The sequence below is a fragment of the Thermoanaerobacterium sp. PSU-2 genome (assembly GCF_002102475.1).
Lineage (GTDB): Bacteria > Bacillota > Thermoanaerobacteria > Thermoanaerobacterales > Thermoanaerobacteraceae > Thermoanaerobacterium.
This window is the reverse complement of record NZ_MSQD01000013.1, coordinates 21,279-44,224: the sequence shown is the minus strand read 5'-3', so window position 1 is coordinate 44,224 and position 22,946 is coordinate 21,279. Positions and strand designations below refer to the sequence as shown.

The 22,946-nt window shown below is 32.3% G+C and carries 21 protein-coding genes; 18 read left to right on the top strand and 3 right to left on the bottom strand.

Annotated features, from left to right (window positions below; genetic code table 11):
* The first annotated feature begins 6 nt into the window (after nucleotides 1-6).
* From BVF91_RS10375 to BVF91_RS10335, 9 genes are read left to right on the top strand one after another with little or no spacing between them, the layout of a single operon-like run.
* Complete coding sequence (locus tag BVF91_RS10375; RefSeq protein WP_085113323.1) at nucleotides 7-888, top strand: carbohydrate ABC transporter permease; 882 nt, start codon at nucleotides 7-9, stop codon at nucleotides 886-888.
* Nucleotide 889: 1 nt separating this feature from the next.
* Entirely contained in the window at nucleotides 890-1,750 is an 861-nt protein-coding gene (locus BVF91_RS10370) for a carbohydrate ABC transporter permease (protein WP_085113322.1), read from the top strand.
* A gap of 11 nt (nucleotides 1,751-1,761) precedes the next feature.
* Nucleotides 1,762-2,982 carry an alpha amylase family protein gene (locus BVF91_RS10365; protein ID WP_085113321.1) on the top strand — a complete coding sequence of 407 codons (1,221 nt, stop codon included), beginning with the start codon at nucleotides 1,762-1,764 and terminating at the stop codon, nucleotides 2,980-2,982.
* 12 nt (nucleotides 2,983-2,994) lie between these two features.
* Nucleotides 2,995-4,359, top strand: coding sequence for an FAD-dependent oxidoreductase (locus tag BVF91_RS10360; RefSeq protein ID WP_085113320.1), 1,365 nt, complete (start codon nucleotides 2,995-2,997; stop codon nucleotides 4,357-4,359).
* Nucleotides 4,360-4,384: 25 nt separating this feature from the next.
* Nucleotides 4,385-5,305 (top strand): GNAT family N-acetyltransferase, encoded by a 921-nt coding sequence (locus BVF91_RS10355; protein WP_085113319.1) that lies wholly within the window; start codon nucleotides 4,385-4,387, stop codon nucleotides 5,303-5,305.
* Nucleotides 5,302-6,837: a DUF4127 family protein gene (locus tag BVF91_RS10350; RefSeq protein ID WP_085113318.1), complete on the top strand. Its 1,536-nt coding sequence runs from the start codon at nucleotides 5,302-5,304 to the stop codon at nucleotides 6,835-6,837. The genes BVF91_RS10355 and BVF91_RS10350 overlap by 4 nt, the downstream gene beginning before the upstream one ends.
* Nucleotides 6,838-6,839: 2 nt before the next feature.
* Nucleotides 6,840-8,474, top strand: a complete 1,635-nt coding sequence (locus BVF91_RS10345) for a glycoside hydrolase family 84 protein (RefSeq protein ID WP_085113317.1) — start codon at nucleotides 6,840-6,842, stop codon at nucleotides 8,472-8,474.
* Nucleotides 8,467-9,393: a ribokinase gene (gene rbsK / locus BVF91_RS10340; protein ID WP_085113316.1), complete on the top strand. Its 927-nt coding sequence runs from the start codon at nucleotides 8,467-8,469 to the stop codon at nucleotides 9,391-9,393. The genes BVF91_RS10345 and rbsK overlap by 8 nt, the downstream gene beginning before the upstream one ends.
* A 1-nt stretch (nucleotide 9,394) precedes the next feature.
* Nucleotides 9,395-10,723 carry an ADP-ribosylglycohydrolase family protein gene (locus BVF91_RS10335; protein ID WP_085113315.1) on the top strand — a complete coding sequence of 443 codons (1,329 nt, stop codon included), beginning with the start codon at nucleotides 9,395-9,397 and terminating at the stop codon, nucleotides 10,721-10,723.
* 63 nt (nucleotides 10,724-10,786) lie between these two features.
* Here BVF91_RS10335 and BVF91_RS10330 read toward each other — a convergent pair whose 3' ends face one another.
* Both BVF91_RS10330 and BVF91_RS10325 read right to left on the bottom strand, forming a co-directional pair.
* Nucleotides 10,787-11,629 (bottom strand): aldo/keto reductase, encoded by an 843-nt coding sequence (locus BVF91_RS10330; protein ID WP_085113314.1) that lies wholly within the window; start codon nucleotides 11,627-11,629, stop codon nucleotides 10,787-10,789.
* Nucleotides 11,630-11,679: 50 nt separating this feature from the next.
* Nucleotides 11,680-12,765, bottom strand: a complete 1,086-nt coding sequence (locus BVF91_RS10325) for a GerAB/ArcD/ProY family transporter (RefSeq protein WP_085113313.1) — start codon at nucleotides 12,763-12,765, stop codon at nucleotides 11,680-11,682.
* A 147-nt stretch (nucleotides 12,766-12,912) separates the two neighbouring features.
* Between BVF91_RS10325 and BVF91_RS10320 the strand changes: the two genes are divergently transcribed.
* The 9 genes from BVF91_RS10320 (at nucleotide 12,913) to BVF91_RS10280 (ending at nucleotide 22,355) form a co-directional block, all read left to right on the top strand.
* On the top strand, nucleotides 12,913-13,479 hold the full coding sequence (locus tag BVF91_RS10320) for a GNAT family N-acetyltransferase (RefSeq protein ID WP_085113312.1): 567 nt from the start codon (nucleotides 12,913-12,915) through the stop codon (nucleotides 13,477-13,479).
* A gap of 74 nt (nucleotides 13,480-13,553) precedes the next feature.
* Nucleotides 13,554-14,528 (top strand): hypothetical protein, encoded by a 975-nt coding sequence (locus BVF91_RS10315; protein WP_085113311.1) that lies wholly within the window; start codon nucleotides 13,554-13,556, stop codon nucleotides 14,526-14,528.
* A 98-nt stretch (nucleotides 14,529-14,626) separates the two neighbouring features.
* A complete protein-coding gene (locus BVF91_RS10310; protein WP_085113310.1) occupies nucleotides 14,627-15,589 on the top strand; it encodes a DNA adenine methylase in 963 nt (320 codons plus the stop codon).
* 26 nt (nucleotides 15,590-15,615) lie between these two features.
* A complete protein-coding gene (locus BVF91_RS10305; RefSeq protein WP_085113309.1) occupies nucleotides 15,616-16,539 on the top strand; it encodes a type II restriction endonuclease in 924 nt (307 codons plus the stop codon).
* A complete protein-coding gene (locus BVF91_RS10300) occupies nucleotides 16,527-17,324 on the top strand; it encodes a TRM11 family SAM-dependent methyltransferase (RefSeq protein WP_085113308.1) in 798 nt (265 codons plus the stop codon). Before BVF91_RS10305 ends, BVF91_RS10300 begins: the two co-directional genes overlap by 13 nt.
* Before the next feature lie 70 nt (nucleotides 17,325-17,394).
* Nucleotides 17,395-17,955 carry a Uma2 family endonuclease gene (locus tag BVF91_RS10295; protein ID WP_085113307.1) on the top strand — a complete coding sequence of 187 codons (561 nt, stop codon included), beginning with the start codon at nucleotides 17,395-17,397 and terminating at the stop codon, nucleotides 17,953-17,955.
* Nucleotides 17,956-17,986: 31 nt separating this feature from the next.
* Nucleotides 17,987-19,684 carry a LytS/YhcK type 5TM receptor domain-containing protein gene (locus tag BVF91_RS10290; RefSeq protein ID WP_085113306.1) on the top strand — a complete coding sequence of 566 codons (1,698 nt, stop codon included), beginning with the start codon at nucleotides 17,987-17,989 and terminating at the stop codon, nucleotides 19,682-19,684.
* Nucleotides 19,653-20,420, top strand: a complete 768-nt coding sequence (locus tag BVF91_RS10285) for a LytR/AlgR family response regulator transcription factor (RefSeq protein ID WP_085113305.1) — start codon at nucleotides 19,653-19,655, stop codon at nucleotides 20,418-20,420. Before BVF91_RS10290 ends, BVF91_RS10285 begins: the two co-directional genes overlap by 32 nt.
* A 138-nt stretch (nucleotides 20,421-20,558) precedes the next feature.
* Entirely contained in the window at nucleotides 20,559-22,355 is a 1,797-nt protein-coding gene (locus BVF91_RS10280) for a carbon starvation CstA family protein (protein WP_085113304.1), read from the top strand.
* A gap of 39 nt (nucleotides 22,356-22,394) precedes the next feature.
* On the opposite strand, the gene BVF91_RS10275 is transcribed toward BVF91_RS10280, so the two are convergent.
* The gene (locus BVF91_RS10275) at nucleotides 22,395-22,883 is read right to left on the bottom strand and encodes a ferritin-like domain-containing protein (protein ID WP_085113303.1); all 489 of its coding nucleotides are present in this window, start codon (nucleotides 22,881-22,883) and stop codon (nucleotides 22,395-22,397) included.
* Nucleotides 22,884-22,946: the final 63 nt, after the last annotated feature.

Sequence of the window (22,946 nt, the reverse complement as noted above, 5' to 3'; positions counted from 1 at the left end):
TTAGAAATGGAGAATAAGTTAAAAAAATCATTGATAGCTTATTTGTTTATTCTGCCGGCTATGATTTTTCTTATAATTTTCGTTTTTTATCCGATTGTGGCAAGTATACCATTGGCCTTTTATGACTATTCTGTCATTGGACAATCAAAATTTGTTGGATTGGCCAATTTTTCAAGAGCTTTACATGACCATGAATTTTGGGTTTCAGTAGAAAATTCAATATTATTTGTTGGAGTTGTTCCACCACTTCAACTATTGTCAATTTTGTTAGCTATATTTGTAAATAGAAAGATAAAAGGTATATCATTTTTTAGAGTTTTATACTATATACCTGTTGTTACTTCTATGGTTGCTGTTTCAATAACATGGGGATGGATTTTTGATCCACAGGGGTTACTTAATACATTTATGATTAAACATGGTATTTTCAGTAAACCAATATCTTTTTTAAATGATCCGAGATTTGCACTATTATCGTTGATGTTTATTACTATGTGGCAAGGGCTTGGATATTATATGATGATATACCTAGCAGGACTTCAATCAATTCCTAAAGAATTGGAAGAATCAGCTTATGTTGATGGAGCCACAAGAACTCAAGCGTTATACAAAATTACTATTCCGCTATTAAAACCATATATATGGCTATGCACATTTATGAGTATTTTATCTGCAGTCAGAGTATTTGATGTTGTATATGTTTTAACAAATGGTGGCCCGGGAGACGCAACTATGGTAACAAGTGTTTATCAATTCCAGAAAGCATTTACGGATTTTAACTTTGGCTATGCGTCGGCGATAGGCTTGTTAGTTGCTATTTTGACGACAGCGTTGAGTATATTAGTATTCATATATGGCGGTAGAAAAGGAGGAATGAGCTATTATTAATATGGAAACTTTAAACAATAAATCTGTAAATTACAAAAAAGTAAAAGCTATAAAAAAGATATTTTCATTAACAATAACTTACTTAATATTGATAATAATAGCAATATTTTTAGCAGGACCGTTTATTTGGCTTGTATCTTCATCATTTAAAACGGGTCAAAATATTTATACAATGGATTTAATTCCACATCCATTTACATTGGCTAATTATATAGGCGTGATTAATTTTATATCAATACCTAAATATATTTTGAACACAGTAATAATAACAGTTTCAGGAATAGTGCTTGATGTTGTACTAGCTTCACTTGCGGCATATCCTTTGGCTTGTATGGATTTTTATGGCAAAAATTTAATATTCTCTGCATTAATTAGTACCATGATTTTGCCGGCTGCTGCAGGGCTAATTGTTAACTACTTGACTATATCAAAAATGGGCTTACTTGATACTTTAACTGGTGTTATTATCCCAGGTGCGGTATCTGTTTTTAGCATAATACTTTTAAGGCAATCTTATCTAACTGTACCTAGAGAATTAATTGATGCTGCTAAAATAGATGGTGCATCGGAATTTAAGATATGGTATAAAATTATGCTTCCGGAAGTTATGCCAGCAATTTCTACGATTGTAATATTTGACTTTATAGGTCTATGGAATTCATTTTTGTGGCCTATAGTTGTGTTACAAGATCCGAATAAATATCCTTTAGCAACGGCTCTAAAATATTTATCTGGCCAGTTTAATTATAAATTTGGCTATGTAGCTGCAGGAACAGTATTATCCATAATTCCAGTTATAATAGTATTTCTAGCTTTCCAAAAATATTTCATTAATGCTGTTGCAGGTGCTATAAAAGGTTAGGAGGAGTAAGTTTGGATAAAGATTATTATCTATGGATAGAAATTCATGCTAACAAGAATATAATTCTCGATAATAAATACTTCGAAAAAATACTTGATAAATGTGTTAAATATGGAATTGGTTCTATTGTACTAAGCGTTAAAGATCCAACAAGTTTTTGTATATACAAAAGTGAAATAGTACCACATTATAGTTGTTATGATTCGGAATTTGAAAAGGATAAAGATTATCTTGAACTATATATAAAACAAGCACATGATAGAAATTTAAGGATATATGCCGCTGTTGATGTCTTCTCGGAAGGAAATAGGAAAAATAAAAACAATTTGTCAAAAGGCTATGAACACCCATATTGGCAAACATATCTATATGGAATCAATAATGAAGGTAAATCGTCTATAAAACCAATTACGGATATAGATGAATTAAAAACGTTTGATTCTATTGACGACTTTTCTGACGTTTTTGTCAATCCCGTAAGAGAAGATGTACAACAGTATGAAGTAAGCGTGATAAATGAATTGATTAATAATTATGATATTGATGGTATTGTGCTCGACAGAGTCAGATTCATAGGACTTGCGGCAGATTTTAGTGAATATACTAAAGATAAATTTGAGGAGTTTATAGGAAAGAAAGTGTACAATTGGCCTACAGATATTTATGAACTTAAAATAAATGATAATGATGATAAACAAGTTATCTATGGTGATCTTTTTGGAGATTGGATAACTTTTAAGGCATCAATCATCAAAAAATTTATTATAAAAGTCAGAGAGGCAATAAACAAATCAAACAAAAAAATTGAATTTATAGATTATGCAGGATCGTGGTATCCAATTTATTATCAGGTTGGAGCAAATTGGGCTAGTGAAAAGTATATACTAGAAGAATATCCTTGGGTAGGGAAAGAGTATTCCAAAACTGGTTATGCTGAATATCTTGATAAATTGATGTCAGGTTTTTATTATCCTGATGTAACAATAGATGAGGCGATTAAAAATGGGAAACCTGCATATTGGTATAGCGTGGAAGGTTCTGGCATAATGGCAAATAAAGTAACGATGAATGTTGTACCTATCATTGGAAGTCTTTTTGTGAAACAGTATGAAGGTAATCCAGAGAATTTTAAAAAAGCAGTTAATATGTGTTTTAAGAAATCACAAGGCTGTATGTTGTTTGATCTAAGCTATATTGAAGATTATAATTGGTGGAGACTACTAATCGATTAAGGGTGTGTTATTATGGATTATTATATATATAAAAATAATAAAATACCGATTTCAGATGATAAATATGATGTCATAATTGTTGGAGGGGGTACAGCAGGATCTATTGCTGCAATTGCATCTGCTAGAGAAGGAGCCAAGACATTAATAATAGAAAAATATGGATTCCTTGGTGGATCATCAACTGCCGCTCAGGTTACACCAATGATGCATATTAATATAAGTGGTAACCCGGCTTCATCTATAGATAAAGAAATTCGTAAGCGACTTATAAATTATGGATATGGTGCAAAAGATTCAAGTGGAAACGACGGATGGTTTAATCCGGAAATGATGAAATTTGTTCTTGAGGAAATGTTGTTAGAGTATAATGGTTCAATTTTGTTTGATACTTTATTTTTAGATAATATAGTAGAAGACTATACGATAAAAGGCGTGTTAGTCCATAATAAATCAGGGATAAGTGCGATTTTTGGAAAGGTTGTTATTGACTGTACTGGTGATGCTGACGTAGCGTTTTCTGCGGGAGTACCATGCTTTATTGGCGATGAGAGAACAGGCAAGAATCAGGCAATTTCTTTAAGATTTATGGTTGGAAATATTGACATTATAAAATTACAATCATTTCTTAAAGATCTTGGCCAAAATTGGGGCTTGGACTACCCACTTGTTGAAACTGCAATGGTATGGAATAGTGCTTTTCCACTTGAAAGTATCTTTAAAAAAGGTCTTGACGACGAGGTTATTAATTATGAAGATGGAGTTTATTTTCAAGCGTTTTCGATACCAGGAATGCCAGGTGTAATGTCATTTAATTGTCCAGAGATACCGTCTATAAATGATGCTCTTAATGCAAAAGAAATATCTTATTCATATCAAAAAGGCAGAGAAATGATACAAAGACTTTATAAGTTTTTAAAAAAATATATACCAGGCTTTGAAGAAAGTTATATATTATCTGTTGCTCCTATGATTGGGATTAGAGAATCAAGAAGAATAAAAGGGAAGTATATTTTAAACATTGATGACTATAATAATAGATCAAAATTCGATGATGCAATTGCGAAAACGGCGTATCCAGTCGATGTGCATGGTATGAAAACCGAACTTAAGATTCTGCCTATAAGAAATAATGAATATTTTGAAATACCATTTAGATGCTTGGTTCCACTAAATATAGAAGGATTATTAGTTGCTGGAAGATGTATATCTTCAACTTTCATAGCGCAATCATCAATAAGAATACAGCCAACGTGTAGAGCAACAGGTGAAGCAGCAGGTATTGCTGCTGCATATAGTATTCAGAAAGGCATAAAGGTCAGCAATATAGAAGGGTGTGAAATTAGAAAAATTATGCGTGATTATGGTTATGATATATAATTTCGATTTCGAGAGGTAATATAATATGTTTGAAAATATAACTAAACAAGATGTTGATGGGATAATAAAATTATGGAAATATAATTTTGATGAAAAATATCATATAGATAGAAACAGATTTATAAAAAATGTCTTTGATGATGTTGATTTTTATAATGATGGTTCATTTATTTTAAAAATTGACAATAAAGTTGTTGGGCTCGTAATAGTAAAATTAAATAACAGAAATATTGAAGAGTATAAAAATTGTGCATGGTTGAATATATTGCTGGTTGACAAAAAATTTAGATGTCATGGTTATGGAACATCACTTTATAAACTTTCAGAAAAAAAGCTTATAAATTTGGGAGTTAGAAGAATCTTACTTGGCGGCGATATAAATAATTTCTTTTCTGGTATTCCCGAACCGTCTCATGAAGTAGAGGAATTTTTTATAGATTTGGGCTTTCAGTTAAATGAACCGCACTATGATTTAATGGCGGATGTTTCGAAATTAGATTTTGGTAAACTTAATGTTAAAATAAATATGGATAGCAGTTATATAGTAAAAGAATTTCGATTAAGTGATATTGATCTTCTTAATAAATTTTTTGACAAGAATTTTCCTGGCAGATGGAAGCATGAAATCAATAATTATATCGAAAATAATGGTGATTTCCGAAATATAATATTAATGTGGTGTGACAAAAGTGTAATAGGATTTTGTAAGATTAATTTGGATGCAATTGGAAATGGATCGCTTGGACCGATAGGCATTGATATAGATTATAGAGGTAAAAAACTAGGAAATAAATTATTACTGGAATCGCTTAATCTATTAAAAAAGAGGGGGACGAGAAATGTTGTTATAGATTGGACAATTCTTAAAGAGTTTTATGGACAATTTGGATTTAGGCCATATAAATTTTATAAAAGTGGATTTAAAGAACTGGAGGATAATAAATGAATAAAAAAGTAATGTATATTCCGCTTGATGAAAGGCCTTGCAATTATATTTATCCTAAAATGATAATGGATATAAGCGATATAGAAATGATTGAACCTCCATTAGATATACTTGGTAATAAAAAAAGTGCAGCAGATGTAGATAAACTTAAAGACTGGATGATAGATAACATAAACAATGTAAGTCATCTTGTGGTTTCAGTTGATATGTTATTATATGGAGGAATTGTTCCATCCAGACTTCATAAAATGACTTTTGATGAATGCATTAAGAGGCTTGAATTAATCAAAGAGTTAAAAACTATGAATAGAAACTTAAGAGTTTATGGATTTAATCTTATTATGAGATCACCATCATATAATAGTTCTGACGAAGAACCAGATTATTATGAGGATTATGGTGAAAAAGTATTTCAATATGGGGTCTTATCTGACAAATTAGAACTTAATATTGCAGAGGATAAAGATATAAGTGAATATAATAAAATTAAAAATCAAATTCCTATGGATGTATTAAATGATTTTTTAAACAGAAGGCGTGTAAATCATCTAGTAAATTTGAAAGTGGTTGATTTTGTAAAAGAGGGGATTATTGATTTTTTGATTATTCCAATGGATGATTGTTCGAAGTATGGGTTTTCTGCAAGAGAGCGCAGAAAGATTATGAAATATATAAGTGACTTAGATTTGACAGATAGGATATATTCATATCCGGGTGCAGATGAAGTAGGGTGCACACTGATGGCGAGAGTTTTTAATGAACTGAAGGATAGACAACCAACAGTTTTTATAAGATATTCATCTGAAATAGGTTCTACATTAATACCGAGATATGAAGATAGAAGTCTTAATGAGACAGTTAAATACCATATTATTTCGGCTGGAGGGATAATAATAGATAATAGCTCTGATGCTGATTTCATTTTGATGGTTAATCCGCCATCGAAACTTACACTAAAACTATCTGAAAGCTGGGATTCCATATTAAGCAAAATTGATATTATTGATCCAGAAAGAAATTTAAATGAATTTGTAGAAGCCATCAATTATTATATCAGTAAAGGTAATCTATGCTCTGTGGCGGATGTTGCGATGCCAAATGGTTCTGATAATCAGTTAATGCAATTAATTAAGAAGTATAATTTACTGAAAAAACTTCTTTCTTATGGCGGATGGAATACATCTTCAAACACCTTAGGCACAGTTATATCGCATAGTATGATTTCGTCTTATTATTTTAGCAAAAATATATTTTCACATGACCAATTGATTGCTTCAGAAAAATTTTTATATCTTAGATATCTTGAAGATTGGGGATATCAACATTTTGTAAGATCTTCTGTAACAGACTTATTAGGCACTTATGGACTTAATTATTTTACTCTAAAGGATAAAGGGAAATTAATAGCTGATATTGTTAAAAAGAACCTTTATGAATTTAGTGAAAAAAATTTAAATGATTTTCATTACAATTTTGATGTTTATATGCCTTGGAATAGGATGTTTGAAGTAGGGATAAAGATTGGAGGATAAGAATGATTGATGTTGTACCAGATCCTAAAGAAATATTTTTTGCAGGTGATAAGAAGATATATAAAAAGGCAGTAAATATTACAATTAAAGAAAAAATTGATAATTTTGATTTACCTGAATTCATAAAAATAGTTAGAATGGATGGCGATTTAGAACTAAAGACATATAAAAATGAGAAAATACCAAGTGAAGGATATAGAATAAATATAAAAGATGATATATTAGTTGAATTTAGCGATGATAGGGGTTACCAGTATGCAATTGATACTATCTTTAATTTCTTCAAGAAGAAAGGCGATTATGTCATTGTACCTGAGGTGGAAATAATCGATTGGCCTTCATTCAAAATGAGAGGAATAATAGAAGGATTTTATGGCGAACCATGGAGCTTTGAGGATAGGCTTGATATGATATCATTTTTGAGAAGACATAAAATGAATACATATTTTTATGCGCCAAAAGATGATCCATATCACAGAGAAAAATGGAGAGAGCCATATCCACTAGATTTACTTAATAAGTTGGATGTTCTAATAAATAAGTGCAATGAAAAAAACGTTGATTTTGTGTTTTCTATTAGTCCTGGAAACTCTATAAAGTATACAGATGACTATGATTTTAATCTTTTATGTGAAAAATACGATATTATTGCAAATAAAGGCGTGAGGAAATTTGCTTTGTTATTGGATGATATAGACTATGAGTTAAAATATGAAGATGACATTAAAGAATTTTTGGTACCAGGAAACGCACATGCATTTTTGTGCAATAAAGTTTTTTCCTATCTAAAAGGCAAATACAATGATATTGAATTTATAATGTGCCCGACAGAGTATCATCAGGAAGAAGATTCCGATTACAGAAGAAGCCTTAGGGAAAAACTTGATAAAAATATATTAGTTTTTTGGACAGGAATAGGTGTAACTGCGCCAACAATTACTAATTCTGATGCTGATAATATATCTAACATATATAAGCATGAGCTTGTATTATGGGATAATTATCCTGTAAATGATTATTCCAAAGATAATTTATATTTAGGTGCAGTAATAAATAGAAGCCGTAAATTATATAAACATAATTGTAGGTATATATTATCAAATCCAATGAACCAAGCCGAAGCGTCTAAGATATCACTTATTACTTATTCATATTATATGTGGAATCCAGAAGCATATAACCCATATATAGCTTTAGAAAAAGCTTATAAAGAGATAGGCAAAGATGGCTGGGAATATGTCAAATTTTTATGTGAAAATGCTGAAAATCCTCCAATGTGGCCTCTTAAGACTCGCGTAAGTAAGTTGATAGAAGAATATCAACTAACAAAAGATAATATCATTTTGGAAGAACTTGATAAGATATTTGAATCAATTTATGAATTGCCGGATAATTTAGAAAAATTCGTTGACAATAAGAGATTCTTGCAAGATATTAGACCGTGGTATAACAGGATAAAAATAGATGGTAAAATAGGAAGAATAGCTATAAACGTATTAAAAGGTAAAGAAAATATTGATGTTTTGGAAGAATTGCTAGATGAAAGTAGAAAAATTGAAAATAAATATTTGGATAAGGATATATATGATTTTTATGTTAACGTAATTGATGAATTAGGACGGAGGAAGTATGAGTAAAGTTATAGTTGTAGGAAGTATAAATATGGATATAATCTTAAGAGTTGATCATATTCCATCTATCGGAGAAACAATAATTGCAAAAGCATATAAAAAAAGCGGAGGGGGGAAGGGAGCAAACCAAGCAGTAGCATCGGCTAAACTAGGCGGAAATGTTTGTATGATTGGACGTGCTGGTAATGATGAGAATGGCAAAATATTATATAATGACTTAAAAAAATATGGAGTCAATGTTGAAGGTATTGTTTTAGATGATTGTGCACAAACTGGTTCAGCATATATAAATGTAAGTGATAAAGGAGAAAACAATATTATTATATTGCAAGGTGCCAATAATCGTTTGTCAATTTCACAAATTAAAAAATATGAGTATTTGTTTGATGATGCAAATTATTGTATTCTGCAGCTTGAAATACCCATTGCCACGGTTGAATATGTTGCAAAATATTGTTATAAAAGAGGTATAAAAGTAATATTAAATCCAGCGCCAGCCATTACTTTATCTGAAAACATATATCATTATATTTATTTAATTGTACCTAATGAAACGGAACTATCTCTTTTAACAAGAAAAACAATTACTGATAAAGAATCTTTAATAGAAGCATCAAGATTCTTATTAAATAAAGGTGTAAAAAATGTTATTACAACTCTTGGCGAAAAAGGCTCTTTCTTAATGAATAATGAGATTACAAAATATTATCCTTCAGTTAAAGTTCATGCAGTTGATACAACCGCTGCAGGAGACACTTTTATAGGTGCATTAGCAACATTGCTTAGTGAGAATAAAAGCATTGATGAATCGATTATTTATGCAACATATGCATCTGCAATAACGGTGACAAGGGAAGGCGCGCAAGTGTCAATTCCTGATAGAGATGAAGTTAACAAATTTATAAAAGAATATAGAGGTGTGTAGTATGCAGACATGGTATTTGACAAACTGGGAGAGAGTGCAATTGGAATTAATTCAAGCTAAGGAAGAAGGAAAGGATATAAAAGATTATGATGAAAAAGTAAAATCTATTGAGAATGAATCATATGAAAATAGAGAAAAATATTCAGGTGCGCTCCTTGATGAATTAAATAATTTACCAGTAAAAGATGATTTCCCATTTGGTGAACCAAATACATTAGAAGAGATAAAAAACAATATTTCAGAATTTCCCAAAATGGACATTTTTATTGATGATGAGATTATGTATGATAAAATTTATGGTGCATGGTTAGGAAGAATAGCAGGGAATTGGTTAGGACAGCCATTAGAGTCATACAGTATGACTATGGGCAAAAATAGCATTAAGGCTTTTTTGATAGAGATTGGAAAGTGGCCGTTAAATGAATACATAGATTTTAATTTGGATGATAAAATTTATAAAAAATTTAGCCTTGATAATAATTTAAAAAAGTATAGTTATAATGAAGGACATAGTCCAGAAGATGATGATATTAATTATACAGTGTTATGCCTTGAAATCGCCAAAAAATATGGGGAAAGTTTTACTTCTGAAGATGTTGCTGAAGCGTGGTTAAATAATCTTCCTATTTTACATACTTGTACCGCCGAACGAGTTGCATATTCAAATTTATGTCAACTTATTATGCCACCAAAATCTGCAATATATAGGAATCCATATAGAGAATGGATTGGTGCCATGATTAGGGGGGATCTCTGGGGGTATATTAATCCAGGAGATCCGTGGAGAGCGGCAGAATATGCATATCGCGATGCTTCTATATCTCATATAAAAAATGGAATTTATGGTGAAATGTTTATATCTGCAATGTTAGCTTCCGCATATCTATTTGACAATCCTATAGATGTTATTAATATGGGACTTTCTGTAATTCCAAAAGAGAGTAGACTTAAAGCAGCAATACAGGATGTGATAAATTGGAGCAAAATTGAGCCTGATTGGGAAAAATGTCTTAATAAAATATATGAGAAATATGGTCATTATAATGTTGTCCATACAATAAATAATGCTTGTATAGTTGCTTTATCGTTAATTTATGGTAATAAAGATTTTGGAAAATCAATATGCTTAGCTGTAATGAGTGGATTAGATACAGACTGCAATGCTGCTACAGTAGGTTCAATTGTTGGGCTCATGATTGGTGCAAAAAAATTGCCTGCTAAATTTATACAACCTATATGCGATACTGCTATGACAGGAGTATACAAGTATAATTTGGTTAAGATTTCAGATCTTGCAAAAGAGACGTTAAACTTATTAAAAAAAGATTAATCTAATTTGTAGAATAAACCTCCAACCACCCTTGGCAGCAATGTGTGGTTGGAGGTATTGTCTTTATGCATGAAATATAGGTGTAACGCCTTTAGCGATTTCTTTTAGATGATTGATTTCATCATCTGTGATTTCTCTAAAGCTTTCTGCCACTTCCAGTGCCAATGGGAAATACGATTCATCGCCAGGAGGTATAGCAGCGGTTATTGGCTGTGACAATGTAAATCTCAATGCTAATTTTGCGATTTCTTTATCCTCAATTGGCATATACCATGTTTTTGGATGTGATGTATCGTATTGAGATTTTGTCGTAAATGCCATTGCTTTTATGGCAAGCCTGCCTATATTTTTTGAAATTGCTTTTTCAATAACTTGAGGTCCAAAGTTGCCATTAAAATAATTCACGAAATTCACAGGAAACAATATTGCATCGAAGTCAAAGGCATCCATAAGCTTTAAAGCAATATCGACAGAATGTGCAGAAAATCCTGTATATCTTATCTTTCCATCTTTTTTAGCTTTGTCTAAAAGCTCTAATACTCCTCCAGGACTTATAGCTTTATTGTAATCATCTTCTGTCTTCATTTCATGCAATTGATATAAATCAAAATAGTCAGTTTTTAGCCTTTTAAAAGATTCTGTCATTTCCTTTAAAGTACTTTCTTCTGTGCGTCCGTCGGTTTTACATGCCAAAAATATTTTTTCTCTTTTGCCGACCAAAGCATTTCCAAGTTTAATCTCTGCATCGCCATAGCTTGGTGACACATCAAAGTAGTTTATTCCTTGATCTATAGCGTAAGATACCAAGTCATTAGATTTGCTTTGCTCCATATTCATGACCAGTATACCGCCAAATCCTATTATTGAAAGTTCTTCGCCGGTATTTCCTAAAACTCGTTTAATCATTTACACCACCCCTTAAGGCTATGATATAACATAAAGGTGGCAAAATCAAGTTAAGAATGAAGTTTATGCCTTTTTAGAAAATAAATTATCAATAAAAGAATAGGTATTATTATTTGCAATGGAATATGAACGTAAAGGGCCATTATAGGTAGCTCTATGGGTACTTGAACAAAATACGATTCTGCTGTGACAATTGACAAGGCATATATGATTGCACCAATGGGTATAAGCAAAAATTTATATTCTTTAATCTCAAAAACGGATTGACATGCTTTTAAACCGGCAAAGGCAAAAATGATTATCTTGATTAAATTGCCTATTATCATAAGGGCTATGTATAAAGAATCCAAATTTCTAAAAAAGCCTAATGTAATAAGTCGCGTTACAGTGTAAAATGGGAAATTTACTCTGGATGCTTCTTTGACGCCTATCGCAGATATCATGTTTATATCATTGAATGCAAGTAAAATTCCAGTAATCAAATAAACAAGAGAAGAGTACTTGAATAAATCTTTCTCGCATTTTAATTCTGGAAATACCATCATAAAGACGAACATCTCGCCAAAAGGAAAAGTAAGTATACGTGGGTATGCTGCTTTTAATATAGGCATTATTCCACCTGCAAATACCGGAAAGATCTTACTGAAGCTATAACCTGGTATGGTAAAAGCAAAGATAAAAACCACTGATACTAAGGATAGAAAAAAAGGCAGCAACATGCTGGCTACTTTTAATGTTACGCTTATGTCAAACAACAAAAAATATATTGTTACAATTATCAAGAATATAGCTATAAATTTAATAGGTGATAAAGGAAAAATACTGCCTGTGCTTAGCTCTAAATAATCCCTCGTAACGCGAGCCGCCATGTAAAAAAAGTAAAACATGTAGATTATTGATATCATTTTTCCAATGATCTTTCCAAAGCTTATTTTCAATATTTCAGTTAGATTGACCTTGTATGTGTTGTATAAAAAGATATACAAATACAAAAGCGGTATGGCTGAGATCATTGCCAGCAAAACCGCTATCCATGAATCTTGCTTTGCTGATATTCCATGTGCAAATAAAATAGTATTTCCTATTTCAAATAAAAACATGGTTGAAAAAAGTTCCTTAATCGTTACGCTTTTCATACATAACATCCCCACATTCATACAAGTGTCACTATTAGTTTTAAATCTTAAATATAATTTATGCGGGTTTGATGAAAGTAAATTTCTTGACACGTTTAACCTACAGGAATAAAATTGTTTTAACATTTAATGTGAGGTGAGATGAAATTGTATTATAAGAAATTAATAGGAGAAAAATGTTATCTATCGCCGATGAATGTGGATGACTACGAGAAATATGTAGAGTGGATTAATGACATGGAAGTTGCAGCGGGAATGATTTTCGCATCACAGATCGTTACTAAAGAAAGAGAAAAAGAACTCGTGGAAGGCCTTTCTAAAGATTACAATTTTGCCATAGTAGATACTAAGCGAGATGAGCTTATAGGCAATATCGGATTTCCTAAAATAGATTATATAAATGGAGTTGCTGAAGTAGGATTATTTATTGGCAATAAAGAATATTGGAGCAAAGGTTATGGTCAAGATGCGCTTAAACTGGCACTTGATTTTGGATTCAATATCCTCAATATGCACAATATTTATTTAAGAGTTTACTCTTACAATAAACTGGCCATATCTTGCTACAAAAAAGTTGGCTTCAAGGAGGCAGGAAGGATAAGAGGAGCGAAAAAAATTGCAGGTGAAAGGTATGATGAGATAATCATGGACATTTTGGAAGACGAATATGAATCAGTCTATATCAAAAAAATCGTAAGCCAAAAAAATTTTTAAAACGCATATAAGATTTTTAAACTTTCCCTATATTATAAATGAAACCGAAAATAAAATATAGGGAGAGGATATGGATGTTAGGGATAGATTATATATACGAAAATTTAGATAGCCTTTCTGGAAGCGAGATAAAACTTTTGCTGTTTTTATTAAAACATGCTGATAAAGCTCCGGCCCACATTACAACAGATGAATTCCAGAATGGCAAACTTGACGGCGCTAAAAAGAGGTTAGACAGTGGTACAGGACTGTCAGCCGGCGCGATTTCTGAATCAATAAAGAAGTTGATCGACAAAAAGCTTCTAATATGCTTTATTGACAACACAGACTTAGGCAGGATAAAAAAGTACTACATGATTTCAAAAAATGAAAGTGACAAAAATGTGACGTATGCTTATGACAAAGAAACATGCCAATATTTTACATACGAGGATTGGCTTAAATCACTTAATTTAAATGGGCTTTCAGAAAGTGAAACCACATCACAGTTTAGTAAACGTGCGAGTGGATCATCATTTTCTGAAATCATTGAAAAATCACCAGTTTCAAAAAGTGATGACATATATACAATGAGTAATAATATATATAAATCATATCAATCAGATAGATGGATTGATAAAAATGATATGATAGATCGATCTATCAATCATGAGGATTTTTCTACGGCAAAAAAATTTGAAACAGAGAAGCAAAGCACATCAAAAAATGATAAGACTAAAAGCGATACGTCAGTACCGAACGCCTTGATAAATACCATTAAAAGCAAATACGATCTTAGTGACGACGATGTGAAGGTCTGCCTTTCTAGGATGAAAGGAAAAGAAATAAAGTATCCAGCAAAATTTTTAGAGAAAGTGGCGGAAAACTACGTTAAAGAAAAAGAACTGTTTTCACAAATAGAAAGCGCACAACAGCCGAAACGTGATTATGAAGTACCGCGAAACTACTTCAACTCATATCCACAGAGAAAGTACAATGTCGAAGAACTTGAGAGGTATCTTTTGACTGGTAGAGCCAGCGAGGACCACGTATTTCCGTCTTTTACGTAGGAGGAAAGATGCTACTGGATACCAAAATTGTTTATACAAAATGATTTATGATATAATATAGAAGACATGAAGAATGAACGATTGGATGGGATTTTACAATGAATGAGCAAGTTTTGATAAATGGTTTTGAAGATAAAAAATACTCAAAAATTAGCGCAAAACCTTTTTTAAAATGGGCTGGAGGCAAAACTCAACTTTTAAATGAGCTAAATAGCAGATTGCCATTACAAATAATGCAGAAACACGAGATAGAAAGTTATATTGAACCCTTTGTAGGTGGAGGAGCCTTTTTCTTTTTTTTAAAAAATAATTATAACGTAAAAGAAACTTTTTTGATAGATTCGAATAAAGAGTTAATTGTAGGATATAAAGCCATACAAAATAATGTAGAAGATTTAATATTCGAATTAGAAGATATCGAAAGTAGATATTTAAAATTATCAGATGAGGAAAGAAAAGAATTTTATTACAATGTTAGAGAAGAGTATAACACTCAAAAAGATACATTTAATTATTTTATGTATAATTCTGACTGGATAAAAAGAGCTTCTTACTTGATTTTTTTAAACAAGACATGTTTTAATGGTTTATATAGATTAAACAAAAATGGAGATTTTAATGTACCATTTGGCAAATATAGTAAACCTAAAATCTGTGATAAAGAAAATTTATATGAGGTTAATAAAGCATTAATAAATACGGAGATTATATGTGCAGATTTTGAAGAATCGAAAAAGTTTATAAAGAAAGGCAGCCTTGTATACCTCGATCCGCCATATCGCCCACTAAGTTCGACTTCTAATTTTACATCATACAATGAATTGGGATTTGATGATGGCGATCAAGTTAGGTTGTCTGAGTACTTTAAAGAGATGGATAAAAAAGGAGCTTATTTAATATTAAGCAATTCAGATCCTAAAAACATTGATAAAGATGATGATTTTTTTGATAAATTGTATGAAGAATTTATTATAGAGAGAGTCAGTGCCAAAAGATACATTAATAGCAAAGGTAATGGGCGGGGGCCAATTAATGAACTTATAATTAGAAATTATAAATAAATTGGAATTAAATGAGGGGGCTTAGCATGGATTCAATCTATTTTGATTTTTTAAGAATGGAAAATTTAGAAGAAGTCATAGAAGAATTTCACAATACATTAGTTGATACAAATAGGAACTACAAATTTTTTGTGGATTGGGAGAAAGTAAAAAGACACGTTGATAAGTATAAGATTGAATTTAATATTCTAAACACATTGATAGGAAATAAACAATTTGATGACGATTTAAGGAGAATTTTGTTAAGTTATCCTCAAGTTCTTTCTACTATCCCGATTTTATTAGCAATACGAGAACAAAAGCTGACAGTTATTGATGATTTTAATGATGAACGTTTTAACATAGTTCATTATGAATTTAATAAAAAGACGTTGACAAATACAGATATTGAAAATATTGTTGAGTTCTTTGAAAAAACTGGTTTAAAGAGATTTTTCCTTGAATTATCTTCAAGAAGTGTACAAGATTACGTCTTAGGTGTCGAAGTTGGCATGGATACCAATGCACGTAAGAATAGAAGTGGAGATGCTATGGAATTGATGTTAAAGCCGATGATTGAAAAAATAGCATCTAAGGGAAAAAGTTCTTTTGATATATTGTTTCAAAAAAAGTTTCAGTACTTAGAAAATAATTATAATATACGTGTAAATTCTTCAATTAAGAACAGAAAAGCTGATTTTATCATAATAAAAGATGGAAATAAAGTTATAAATGTAGAAGTCAATTTTTATTCAGGGACAGGCTCAAAACCTCAAGAAATAGTTGATTCATATATAGAAAGGCAAAATGAGCTGAAAGAAAATGGCTTTGAATTCATCTGGATAACTGATGGGGTTGGCTGGAGAGGTCAAAAAAATCAATTGCATAAAGGTTTTGAACGAGTTAATTACCTATTAAATCTATATTTTGTTCGGAAAGGATTGTTGGAGGAAATTTTATGGAAAATATAAATTTCAAAAAAGAAATAACAACTGTTTGGTCATTCCCAGAAAGAGGAGATTGGGCAACACATAATGGAAAATACAGAGGGAATTTTGCACCGCAAGTTCCAAGAAATGTAATACTTCGCTATTCAAAAGAAAACGATGTTGTTTTAGATCCCATGGTTGGAAGTGGTACTACTTTGGTAGAGGCAAAACTACTAAATAGGAAGGGTATCGGCTTTGATATCAATCCTGATGCGGTGAAAATAGCAAAGCGAAACATTGATTTTGGTGATATTAAAGGAAATAAATACAAGTTTGAACCTGCTGTAGAAGTAGGAGATATTAGAGACCTTAAAAAAATCGATGACGGCAGTATTGATTTAGTTGTAACGCATCCTCCATATCTAAATATTATAAAATATTCAAACGGTGATATAGATGGTGATTTATCAAACATTTCAGGAGTAAAGAAGTTTTTAAATGAGTTGGAAAAAGGTGTTTTAGAGCTTTTCAGGGTTTTAAAAAATAATGGGTATTGTGCGATATTGATAGGCGATACAAGAAAAAGCGGCCATTATGTTCCGCTGGCTTTTTATGTGATGCAACTTTTTCTAAAAAATGGCTTTATATTGAAGGAAGATATTATAAAAGTACAACATAATTGTAAATCAACACCATATTGGGAAAGTCAGGTGGAAAAATATAATTTTTATTTAATAATGCATGAGCATTTATTTGTATTTAGGAAGCCTGAAGATGGAGAAGACTTAAGTAGAGTAAAATATAGCATGTGGCAAGGAAGCATATAGCAGTAATGGCATTATAAATTTGTATTACGTCATTTATGATTATGATATAATCAAAATAGGTGATGTAGATATGAGTAAAATAATAAAAAATAATTATACAGAAGAAGATTATGAAAACTGGCCGGAAGATGAAAGAGTTGAATTGATTGATGGACAGATATATGTGATGGCTCCACCATCAAGGGTACATCAAGAAGTTTCAATGCAATTGTCAGTTTTAATATATAATTATATTGCTTCAAATGGGGTAAAATGCAAAGTTTATTCTGCGCCCTTTGACGTCCGGCTAAAAGATAAAAATAATAAGGTAAGCAGAGTACAACCTGATATATCTATTGTATGCGATGAGAAAAAGTTAAATGATAAAGGATGTGATGGCGCTCCGGATATGATAATAGAGATAGCCTCACCATCTTCTTTGTCAAGAGATTACGTTGTAAAAGTGAATTTATATCAAAGCTCAGGTGTAAAGGAATACTGGATTGTGAATCCACATAAAAAAAGCATTATAGTTTTTAGAATGAATCAGAATGATGAATACAGTGATGTAGAGCAATACAGCTTTGACGATATTATTAAAGTCGGCATATTTGAAGATTTAAAGATAGATTTTAAAAACATATTGATGTAAAAATTAATTAGACGCAATTGGAGATGAAATCATGTTAAACCTGCTTATTTTGTTGGCCGAAAGATTCAGCATGATAGGACTTTTGGCTTTTATCTTGTCAAAAGCAAACTTCTTTAAGAAGGTTATAAGCAATAATGTAAGTTATAAAGACCTATCTATACTGATAACTATATTCAGCTTAATAGGCATCATAGGAACGTATGTAGGCATTCCTATAAATGGTGCTATTGCCAATTCGAGGGTAGTAGGACCTATGATAGCAGGACTTTTAGGTGGACCTTTTATCGGGCTTATTGTTGGATTTATAGCTGGGTTTCACAGATTTTTAATAGGCGGATTTACGGCTTTAGCGTGTGGAATATCGACAACGGCGGAAGGACTTATAGGCGGCATCATAAAGAAATACTATAAAAATACGGTTGACTGGAAAATAGCATTTTTAGCAGGCATAATTGGTGAAACATTGCAGATGGTATTGATCCTTGCCATATCGAGACCTTTTGCCAGTGCACTATCGCTGGTAAAGGTGATTGGCATACCTATGATATTGGTCAATTCAACTGGGATTGCCGTGTTTATGCTGATCATCAAATCAGTATTTGACGAGATTGACACGATACAGTCAAGGCAAGCCAAGATAATCCTTGATATTACGTCTAAAACAATACCGTATATTAGAAATGGGTTAAATAGTGATACGGCAAAAATTGTTTCCGAGATCATATATGAGGCGATTGATGTAGATGCTGTCGCCATAACTGATATGAAGACGATTTTGGCATCTGTAGGATTAGATGAAGCGGATGAAAATTGTCATCTATTTAAAAAGTCTGAAGTGAATGCATTTAGGTTTAAAAAGGTCTATGTGGAAAACAGCAAAAAAGGTTTGTGCCTTTTATCGTCTGTGACAGCACCATTGTACTGTTACGATGAATTAGTAGGTGCGCTTAAAATTTTTCGAAAGAATAAGTTTGTAAACAGCACAGATATAGAAGTCGCAAAAGGACTAAGCAATTTGATTTCGAATCAGCTTGAAATCGCTGATGCAGAAAACCAAAAAAGAATTGCCGACGAAATGAAGTTTAATGCACTGCAATCACAGATAAATCCTCATTTCCTGTTTAATGCGCTTAATACTGTCATTTCATTTATACAGTATAATCCCGATGGCGCCAGTAGGCTTCTTATCACATTGAGCGAATATTTAAGAAACAATCTAAGACATGCGGGGAAATGGATAACTGTAGGCAAGGAAATCGAAAATATCGATGACTATTTGTTTATAGAAAAAGCTCGCTTTGGCGAAAAGATAAATGTGGTCAAGGATATTGATGGCGATATTCTAAACATGTACATCCCTGCTTTGTTGATACAGCCTATTGTGGAAAATGCTGTGAAACACGGCATTCTTCCAAAAGACAATGGTGGCACAGTAATAATAAGGGCCAAAAACAACAAGGATTTTATCAGGTTTTCTGTGGAAGACGACGGAGAGGGAATGGATAATCAGATGCGTTTAAAGATTTTAAACGGTGAGTCGGGAAACAATGCAGGTATAGGCCTTCACAATGTGTATGAAAGAGTTAAAAGCATATATAAAGGTGCTTTCTTTAAGATAGATAGCAAAAAAGGATACGGTACAAAAGTTTCATTTGACTTTCCAAAGTTTTACGATGGGAAAAAGGAGGAATTTTCTGGTGGTTTTAAGGTCTCTAATAGTGGACGATGAAATTCCTGCAATAGAAGGATTAAAACATCTTTTAGAGGATTATAAGAATACTTTAGAAGTCGTAGGGACAGCTACAAACGGTACAGAGGCGTTTGAAAAGATTATAAGTTTAAAACCTGATGTGGTCTTTTTAGATATAGACATACCAAAGATAAATGGCATCAATGTTGCAAGCAATATATCATCACTTGAGAAGGTGCCATTAGTCATATTTGTCACAGCGTACGATAGCTATGCGGTAGATGCATTTGAGATTGGTGCTGTTGACTATCTTTTAAAACCCATAAATCCATGCAGATTAAGTAAAACCATCAATAAAATAGCCGGGATGATAGATAAACCGGATCAATGGAAAAACTATATAGACAACGAGGCGAAATTCTTTGAAAAGCAATTTAATAAGTTGCCTGTTGAGAAGTTTGGCAGGATAAGGCTTATAGATTTTGATGAAATCGTGTATGCAGAAGCGATGGAAGGTAAAGTCTTAATAAAAACCAAAAACGACATATTTGAATACAACGATACCATGAAGAATTTAGAGAGCCGACTTAAAGAGCCATTATTCTTAAGGGTGCAAAAAAGCTTCATAGTTAATTTGAATAACGTTGCAGAGATACTGCCGTGGTTTAAAGGGACTTATTGGCTTACAATGAATGACGATAAAAAAACTAAAATTTCTGTCGGCAAAAATAAGATAAAGGAACTTAAAGCGATATTAGGCCTTAGCAGAAATTAGAAATGTAAACATTTCTTTTTGATAACGTATATTTCTTTTTATCCCTTTATCGTTTACTTTCATGGAATAATCGATGAATTTTATTTACCTTTATTTTATACTCCTTATAGAATCAAAAATATAAGGAGGTCTTAATTTATGAGTGCTATTGTATTAGTCATTGCTGCTGCATGTATATTTGCATTAGCATACCGTTTTTACGGCGCATTTATAGCATCAAAAGTTTTAGTTTTGGACGAGACGAAAAAGACCCCTGCTTATGAGTTGGAAAATGGTTACGACTATGTACCTACAAATAAATGGGTGCTTTTTGGACATCATTTTGCAGCTATAGCAGGGGCAGGTCCATTGGTAGGCCCGGTTCTTGCTGCACAATTTGGTTACTTGCCTGGAGCACTTTGGATATTGATAGGCGCAGTTTTGGCAGGCGCAGTGCATGACATGGTCATTTTGTTTGCATCTGTACGTCATGAAGGTAAATCACTGGCAGAAATTGCAAGAGCGGAAGTTGGCAAATTTTCAGGGTTTGCTGCAACGATGGCTGTGATATTTATCTTGCTTATTACCGTCGCAGGACTTGCAATCGTTGTCGTGAATTCTCTTTTTAATAGCTCATGGGGAACTTTTACCGTAGGTGCTACAATACCTATCGCATTATTTATGGCTATCTACATGAGATGGATAAGACCTAATAAAGTGTCTGAAGCTACCATAATCGGTGTGGCGCTAATGATACTGTCAGTTGTATCCGGTCCTGCAATCCAGCATTCAGCATTGGCACCATATCTTACATTCAATCAACACCAGATGACGATTATCATAGCTATATACGGACTTGTGGCTGCAGTTTTGCCAGTATGGCTGCTTTTGACACCGAGGGATTATCTTAGCACTTATATGAAGATCGGCGTTATAACATTGTTAGCTGTGGGAGTTATATTTGTAAACCCATTGATAAGAATGCCTTTAACCACGAAATTCATTCATGGTGGTGGACCTATAATACCCGGTAAAGTATGGCCTTATGTGTTTATAACTATTGCATGTGGTGCACTGTCAGGATTCCATTCTCTCATAGCTACAGGTACAACGCCTAAGATGATTAAAAGTGAAAAAGACATTTTGCCTATAGGATATGGGGCGATGCTTGTAGAAGGGTTTGTATCTATAATGGCGCTTATTGCTGCTACCAGCTTGCATCCTGGTGATTATTTTGCAATAAATGTACCGCCACAAATCTTTGCCCATCTCGGAATGAATACTGTTGATCTTCCTGCACTTTCAAAAGCTGTGGGAGAAACTTTGGCAGGAAGGACTGGTGGTGCAGTTACTTTAGGCGTAGGCATGTCTTACATTTTCTCATCGATACCAGGTTTTAAAGAATTAATGTCGTATTTGTATCATTTCTCAATACTATTTGAAGCATTGTTTATACTGACGACAGTCGATGCAGGTACAAGAATCGGAAGGTACGTTTTGCAAGAAGCTGGTGGATATATCTACAAGCCATTAAAAAATAAGAATTGGTGGCCAGGTATCATAATCACAAGCGTTGTATTTACATCTGCGTGGGGTTATTTGGTGTACAATGGCAGTATATCTACCATATGGCCTTTATTTGGTACATCGAATCAGCTTTTGGCATCAATTGCATTAGCAATCGGGACGACGATGCTTTTAAAGAGAGGGAAGGCAAAGTATGTTGCCATAACAGCAGTGCCATTTGCATTCATGATAGTTACGACAGTTACGGCAGCATATCTAAATATTGTGACAAACTACCTGCCATCAGGCAATACAGTTTTAATAGTTTTTTCGATAATAATTTTGCTATTAGCTGTAGCTATAAGCATCGATTGTGTGGTAAAGTGGATTAAGATATACAGGGAAATGCATTCTCAAGATGTGGCTGCAAATTTAGAAACATCTAATTAAAAGCGATAAAAAGGACAGGTGAAAGCCTGTCCTTATGTATTAATATTCTTCTTTTCTTATACCAAATTCGGCGGATTCGACCCATTCATAAGAATGATTTAACAATGTTATTATGTCTTCGATTATACTATAATGCTCTTCTTCCTGCTTTATAAGGTATTTGAAGATTTCACTTTCTTTTACATCATTGGTGTCGTTTAAAAACTTTTTATAGAGATCTATGCTTTCTTTTTCTTTATCTAAAATTAGCCGGTATCCTTCAATCTGTCCCGGTATATCTTTAATGTTATTTTTAAAATCTTTTGCGCTGAAAAATATATTTTTAGCCCTTTCTAAATTCCTATCATCTTTTAATTCAAATGTAATTTCGTTCATTTTGTTTTTTAGTATTTCTGCATGTGTCATTTCATCTTTTGCCATCTCTTTAAATACATTGTAAAGTTCATTGTCTTTATTCAATTCAGCTTGATTATTGTAGTACTGTGCACCATCCAGTTCCATTTTGATTGCATACTCTAAAGGATTCATATAATCATCTCCATTATCAATAAATAATAATTTTCTTCTAATAATATTATAACATTATTTGCT